This window comes from Noviherbaspirillum soli (genome assembly GCF_015352955.1).
Classification (GTDB): domain Bacteria; phylum Pseudomonadota; class Gammaproteobacteria; order Burkholderiales; family Burkholderiaceae_D; genus Noviherbaspirillum_A; species Noviherbaspirillum_A soli.
The window spans coordinates 1-6,148 of the sequence record NZ_JACYOX010000084.1 but is presented as its reverse complement, the minus strand read 5'-3'; the positions used below and the strand labels follow the sequence as shown (position 1 = coordinate 6,148).

Genomic DNA, 6,148 nt, shown 5'->3' with positions numbered 1-6,148 from the left:
CTACATGCCTGCCATGGTGGCCTTGCACAGGACAGCATGGGGCGCCGTGTTCCGCCAGCGCCTGGCTACGGCGGGAAAGCCGCCCATGCTCATCATCGGCGCCATGATGCGCAAGCTCATCCATGTGGCCTTTGGCGTTCTTAAGTCACGCAAGGCCTTTGATCCAACGTTACATGGAGCTTGACGGGCATAACAGTATCTACTAACCCTCGGCCGACTCTTCCAAAGGCAATCCTGCTTGGCCGGTGGATGCCAGTCAGGCTGGAAATGCGCTAGCCTGACATGGAGGGGCGAAGCAAAAAAAGTAGGTCGCCCGCCGGGACGGACTCCCGGCTTGCCTCCACGGCAGTGCAGCCGCCTTGCGTCACCCGGCAACGCCCGGGCAACACCGGCGCTTTGGCTTTGGCTTTGGCTTTGGCTTTGGCTTTGGCTTTGGAAAAACAGGTAAATGCAAAGCCTTGGCTTGATCGACCAAAGGTGGAATGCCCCTTCGGGGTATTCCACCCTACGACAGACGCCACACCTTGTTCCCGCTCCGGGCATCGCCGTCACGGCGCGCTCAACGGGATCTAAAAGCAACTGCAACGGCCACTTCAAAGGCAACGGCAACTGCAACGGCGCAAGTGCTTCCCCTTTCCTCCCCCGCCCCGCATCAAGCCTGCCAGCCACAACAGCATCACCCCACTGCCTGACGCAAAACCGGATCGCCCGTGAGAGCGATAATCTCAACCGCCCCACGCAGGACCGGCCATCCGGACAAAACAACAAAGGAAATGATGCATCACACCGAACCCGCCTCCGCCCTGACCCATGAATGGGCCGTCCTGCAGCACAACCATGAGCAGCACGAAAGGAACAGCCTGCTGATCAAGCTGGCCGGCGTCGCCCTGCTGGCCGCCAGCGCCACAATGGCATTGAGCATGCCTGCCAGCGTGGCGCTGCTGCTGGTTCTCTGGCTGCAGGAAGCTATCTTCCGTACCTTCCAGGCGCGACTTGGCGAACGCATGCTGCGTATCGAGCAGCTGCTGCGGGAAGGCGCCGCCCAGTCCGCCGCGCCCTGCCAGCTCCATAGCGAATGGCTGGCATCCCGCCCCGGCCTGGCCGGCCTGCTCGCCGAATATGCGAAGAACATGCTGAGGCCAACGGTCGCCTTTCCCTATGCGGTGCTGGTGCTGATATGCCTCGGCCAGGCGGCGCTGGGCTAGGCCAATCCGACCCGGCGCCTAGTCCTAGCGCCGCTCCACCATCTCGCGCAGCTTGCTGGCCAGCCGCTCCATGGCGAACGGCTTGGTGATCATTTCCATGCCGTGCTCGAGGAAGCCATTGGCGAAAGCCGCGTTTTCCGCATAGCCCGTCATGAACAGCACCTTCAAGTCCGGTCGCAGCAGGCGGGCGGCGTCGGCCAGCTGCCGGCCGTTCAGGCCGGGCAGGCCGATGTCGGTGACCAGCAGGTCGATCTTGCCGCGCGACTGCAGCACCGCCAGGCCGCTGGGGCCGTCCTCGGCTTCCAGCGCCCGGTAGCCCAGTTCATGCAGCACGTCGACGATCAGCGAGCGCACCACCTTTTCATCCTCCACCACCAGCACGATCTCGCTCTCGGCCGACAGATGGGCGTTGTTCAGGCGCGGCGTGTCGTCCTCGCCCGGCAGCATGCCGCGAAAGCGCGGCAGGTAGAGCTTCACCGTGGTTCCCTGCCCGACTTCGCTGTAGATGCGCACATGGCCCTCGGACTGCTGCGCGAAGCCATAGATCATCGACAGGCCCAGTCCGGTGCCCTGTCCGAGCGGCTTGGTGGTGAAGAAGGGTTCGAACGCGCGTTCGAGCACGTCGGGCGGCATGCCGGTGCCTGTGTCGGTCACGCAGATGCAGGCATACTGGCCCGGCGCCAGGCCGCGCACGCCGGCTGCGTAGACATCGTCGAGATGGGCATTGCAGGTTTCCACGGTCAGCTTGCCGCCGTCGGGCATGGCGTCGCGGGCATTGATGCACAGGTTGAGGATGGCGTTTTCCAGCTGGTTGGGATCGCACAGCGTCGGCCACAGGCCGCCGGCCAGCACCAGTTCGATCTGGATGCGCTCGCCCAGCGTGCGCCGCAGCAGGTCTTCCATCGACGCTACCAGCGGATTGACCTTGACCGCCTTCGGGTCCAGCGGCTGGCGCCGCGAGAACGCCAGCAGGCGGTGCGTCAGCGCCGCGGCGCGGCTGGCTGAATTGATCGCGCCGGTGACGAACCGATCGACGCCGTCATAGCGCCCGGCGTCGATGCGCAGCTTCAGCATCTCCAGCGACCCGGTGATGCCCTGCAGCAGATTGTTGAAATCATGCGCGATGCCGCCGGTGAGCTGGCCGACCGCATCCATTTTCTGCGCATGCCGCAGCGCCTCCTCGGTGCGGGCCAGCGCGGCCGCGGCCTCCTTCTCGGCGGTGATATGGCGGCCGGTGGCATACACCACGCCATTGTCGTCATGCGAGGCCGACCAGGAAAACCAGCGGAAGCTGCCGTCCTTGTGCAGGTAGCGGTTTTCGAACTGGTTCAGGTTTTCGCGGGAAGCGCGTGCCAGCGCCGCCAGCGTGGCGTCACGGTCGGGCGGATAGATCAGCGCGTCGATATGCTTGCCGATCACCTCTTCCGGCCGGAAGCCGAGGATGCGGGTCCAGGCCGGATTGACGTTGCGGAAATGGCCGTCCGCGCCGACTACAACCAGCAGATCCTGCGACAGGTTCCAGATCCGTTCCCGTTCCAGCGTCTGCGCCTGCACCCGCTGCTCCAGCGCGGCATTGGTGCTCATCAGGATTTCCCGGGCGGCGCGCTGGTCTTCCATGTCGGTGTTGGTGCCCAGCCAGTGGGTCAGCACGCCGTCGGCGTCGCGCATCGGCAGGGCCCGCGCCAGGAACCAGCGCCAGGCGCCGTCGCGGCGACGGATGCGGAACTCGATCTCGTACAGCGACTCGGTCTGCAAGGCATGCTGCCAGGCCGCGCCGGCCGCTTGGGTGTCGTCGGGATGGATGACCGACAGCCAGCCTTCGCCAGCCAGCGCATCGTGGCTGCAGCCGGTATAGGCCAGCACCTGGTCGTTGAACCAGTCCAGCTCGCCATCGGGACGGGCGCTCCACACATGGTTGGGCAAGGCCTGGGCAAAGGTGCGGAAGCGTTCCTCGCTGTTGCGCAGCTGGATTTCGGCGGCATGGCGCTCGGTGACATCCTGCACCACGCCATCCATGCTGACCGGCCGGCCGGCCGCATCGTACTGAAATTCGGCGCTGCGCGCGATCCAGCGCACGCTGCCGTCGTCGGCGCGGCGGATCCGGTATTGGGTGCGCATCGCCGCGGTGCCGGTTTCGCGGCTGGCGCGGTTCGATATCAGATGCCGGTCTTCCGGAAACACCAGCGACTCGATGCTGCCAGCCGGCAGCGACTCCGCCGGCGCCAGCCCGAAGATGCGGCAGAATTCCGGCGTCGCCGTGATGCGGCCGGTTTCCAGGTCCACGGTGAACACGCCGACGCCGCCCGCGGTCTGGGCGCGCTCAAGCTGGCCGTTGGATACCGCCAGCGCGCGCGCCGCCAGGTGCTCCTCGGTGCGGTCGCGCAGCACCTTGACGAAGCCGGTCACGACGCCGGACTCGTCGCGCAATGCGGTGGTCTCGGTGCTGGCCCAGAACAGCTCGCCCGACCTGCGCCGGTGCCAGCGTTCATCGCCAGCGGTGGCGCCGGAAAGCGCCGTTTCCCTATCGTGCGCCAGACGGCCGGCCGCCTGGTCCTCCGGATTCAGCACACGTTCCAGCGTCTGCCCCAGCATGTCGGCCTCGGACCAGCCAAACAGCCTGCATGCGCCCTGGTTCCAGCGTTTGACGCGGCCCTCCAGGTCGGTGGCGATGATGGCGTAATCGATGGCGCCGTCCAGGATCTGGCGGTTGCGCATCTCGCTCTCGCGCAGCTGTTCCTGGGCCGCATGCATCTCGGTGATGTCGGTGCCGTTGATCAGGATGCCGATCACCTCGCCGGCGGCATTGCGCATCGGCTGGAACAGCAGGTCCAGCACCCGCAGTTCGAGCCCGGCGCCGGGCGTGCGCATCAGGAAGACATCGACTGCGCTGGCGGCATAAGGCACGCCGCTGCGATAGACATGATCCAGCAGGTCGAAATAGCCCTGCGCCCCGATTTCGGGCAGCACCTCGCGCACCGTGCGGCCGATTGGACTGCGGTGGCCGATCAGCTGCAGGTAGCTGGGATTGACCAGTTCATACACATGCTCCGGTCCGCGCAGCACCGCCACGAAGCTGGGCGACTGGTTGAACAGCACCTGGAAGCGGTCCAGCTCGGCCAGCCGGCTACGCTCGGCGAACACCTGGGCGGTGATCTCGGTGCAGCCGCAGAACACGCCGCCCACATTGCCGCTCTCGTCGCGCAGCGGCGCATAGAAGAACGAAAAATGGGTTTCTTCCGGATAGCCGTGGCGCTGCATCATCAGCATCAGGTCATTCATGGAAGCCGGCTCGCCGGCGTAGGCCCGGTCCATGATGGGCCCCACCTCGTCGACCAGTTCACGCCAGACGTCGAAGAAGCGCTGCCCCAGCGCGGCCGGATGGTGGTTGCCCAGGATCTCTGCATAACCATCGTTGTAGAGCAGCGAGCGTTCCGGCCCCCAGACGGCAAACATCGGCTGGTTTGCCGAGAGCATCACGCCGACGATGGTACGCAGCGGCATCGGCCAGGCTTGCGGCCTGCCCAGAGGCGAATTGTCCCAGTCGTGGTCGCGCATCATCCGACCCATCGTGCCGCTACCGGATAAAAAGCGTAAGGCCATGTAATTTGCCCGTCGGTCAAGAAGGCCGACTATAGCGTGTTTGCCCCTGGCGACTATTGCAATCGATCACGTTGCAGCCGGGTACGGGCAGCTCCCACGCCACGGTATTTTAAAAAGTTGATCAAAATCATTTAATTTATTTATGGAAAGGTTGATGCTGAAGAATAATGGTGTTTCGTTCCGCCGCCGCGGCCTGTGTAATCGCATCCTCTATCTGCCATGAAGAATATGAAAATCGGATCACGTCTTGCTGTTGGCTTTACCTGCGTACTGGCCATGCTTCTGGTGCTTTCCGCCACCGCCATCTGGCGCATGCAGCGTGCCGCCGACGCCACCGAGGAACTGGTCAAGTCCAGCCTGCGCGACGAGCGCCTGCTCGGCGAATGGCGACTTGCCATCGAGCTCAATGCGGTGCGGGCCGTCGATGCGCTGCGCACCACCGATGCGGCGCATGAGAAAGGACTGGCCGCTGCGATGAAATCGTCGAGCGCCCAGGCGGAACTCGTGCAGAACAGTTTTACCGAAAGCGTCACGCAGCCGGTGATGAAGGAGCGGCTGGCCACCCTGATCGAAGCGCGCAAGGCCTACACGGCCTCGCGCAAGGTGGCGCTGGAGGCGAAGGCTGCCGGCGACCAGGCGCAGTCGATCGCCCATTTCGACAACGAGACCAGGCCCAAATTGGCCGCCTACCTGGCCGCGATCCGCGCCATGACCGAGCAGCAGGCCCGGCTGATCAACGAGAAAGCCGACGACATCGCCGTCCAATACCGCCAGGGGCGCGAGATGCTCTTGATCGTCAGCGCGCTGGCGGTGCTGTCCGGCATCGGCTTCTCGGTCTTCCTCACGCGCGGCATTACCCGGCCGCTGGCACAGGCGGTGGAAGTGGCGAACCGGGTGGCGGCGGGCGATCTGTCGGGCCGCATCGAGGTCACCAGCAAGGACGAGACCGGCCAGCTGATGCAGGCGCTGGCCACGATGAACGAGAATCTCGGCCGGCTGGTCAGCCAGGTGCGCAGCGGCGCCGACCACATCGCGACCTCGGCCAGTGAAATCGCATCGGGCAACATGGACCTGTCCTCGCGCACCGAGCAGCAGGCTTCCTCGCTGGAGGAAACCGCCTCGTCGATGGAGGAACTGACCTCCACCGTGAAGCAGAATGCCGACAATGCCCGCCAGGCCAACCAGCTGGCGCTCACCGCGTCCGGCGTGGCCACCGAGGGCGGCGAGGTGGTGGCCCAGGTGGTCGACACCATGGCCGCCATCGACAGCTCGTCGAAGAAGATCGTCGACATCATCGGCGTGATCGACGGCATCGCCTTCCAGACCAACATCCTGGCGCTCAA

General features: G+C 65.0%; 3 protein-coding genes and 1 pseudogene. 3 read left to right on the top strand and 1 reads right to left on the bottom strand.

Translation table 11 applies throughout. The annotated features are described in order from the left end of the window. Together IGW04_RS25275 and IGW04_RS25270 are read left to right on the top strand one after the other, a co-directional pair. Positions 1-184, top strand: a pseudogene (locus IGW04_RS25275) (IS110 family transposase); the annotation flags it as partial. Positions 185-773: 589 nt separating this feature from the next. Continuing rightward, complete coding sequence (locus IGW04_RS25270; RefSeq protein ID WP_228527393.1) at positions 774-1,205, top strand: hypothetical protein; 432 nt, start codon at positions 774-776, stop codon at positions 1,203-1,205. A gap of 24 nt (positions 1,206-1,229) precedes the next feature. Here IGW04_RS25270 and IGW04_RS25265 read toward each other — a convergent pair whose 3' ends face one another. Continuing rightward, entirely contained in the window at positions 1,230-4,805 is a 3,576-nt protein-coding gene (locus tag IGW04_RS25265) for a PAS domain S-box protein (RefSeq protein ID WP_194715860.1), read from the bottom strand. A gap of 228 nt (positions 4,806-5,033) precedes the next feature. Here IGW04_RS25265 and IGW04_RS25260 point away from each other — a divergent pair. Further along, positions 5,034-6,148 (top strand): MCP four helix bundle domain-containing protein (locus IGW04_RS25260; RefSeq protein ID WP_194715859.1); only part of this gene is annotated, 1,115 nt, incomplete at its 3' end.

Bases quoted from the DNA above. Each gene is read 5' to 3' on its own strand.
- IGW04_RS25270 (WP_228527393.1), top strand. From the start codon at position 774: ATGATGCATCACACCGAACCCGCCTCCGCCCTGACCCATGAATGGGCC.
- IGW04_RS25265 (WP_194715860.1), bottom strand. From the start codon at position 4,805: ATGGCCTTACGCTTTTTATCCGGTAGCGGCACGATGGGTCGGATGATG.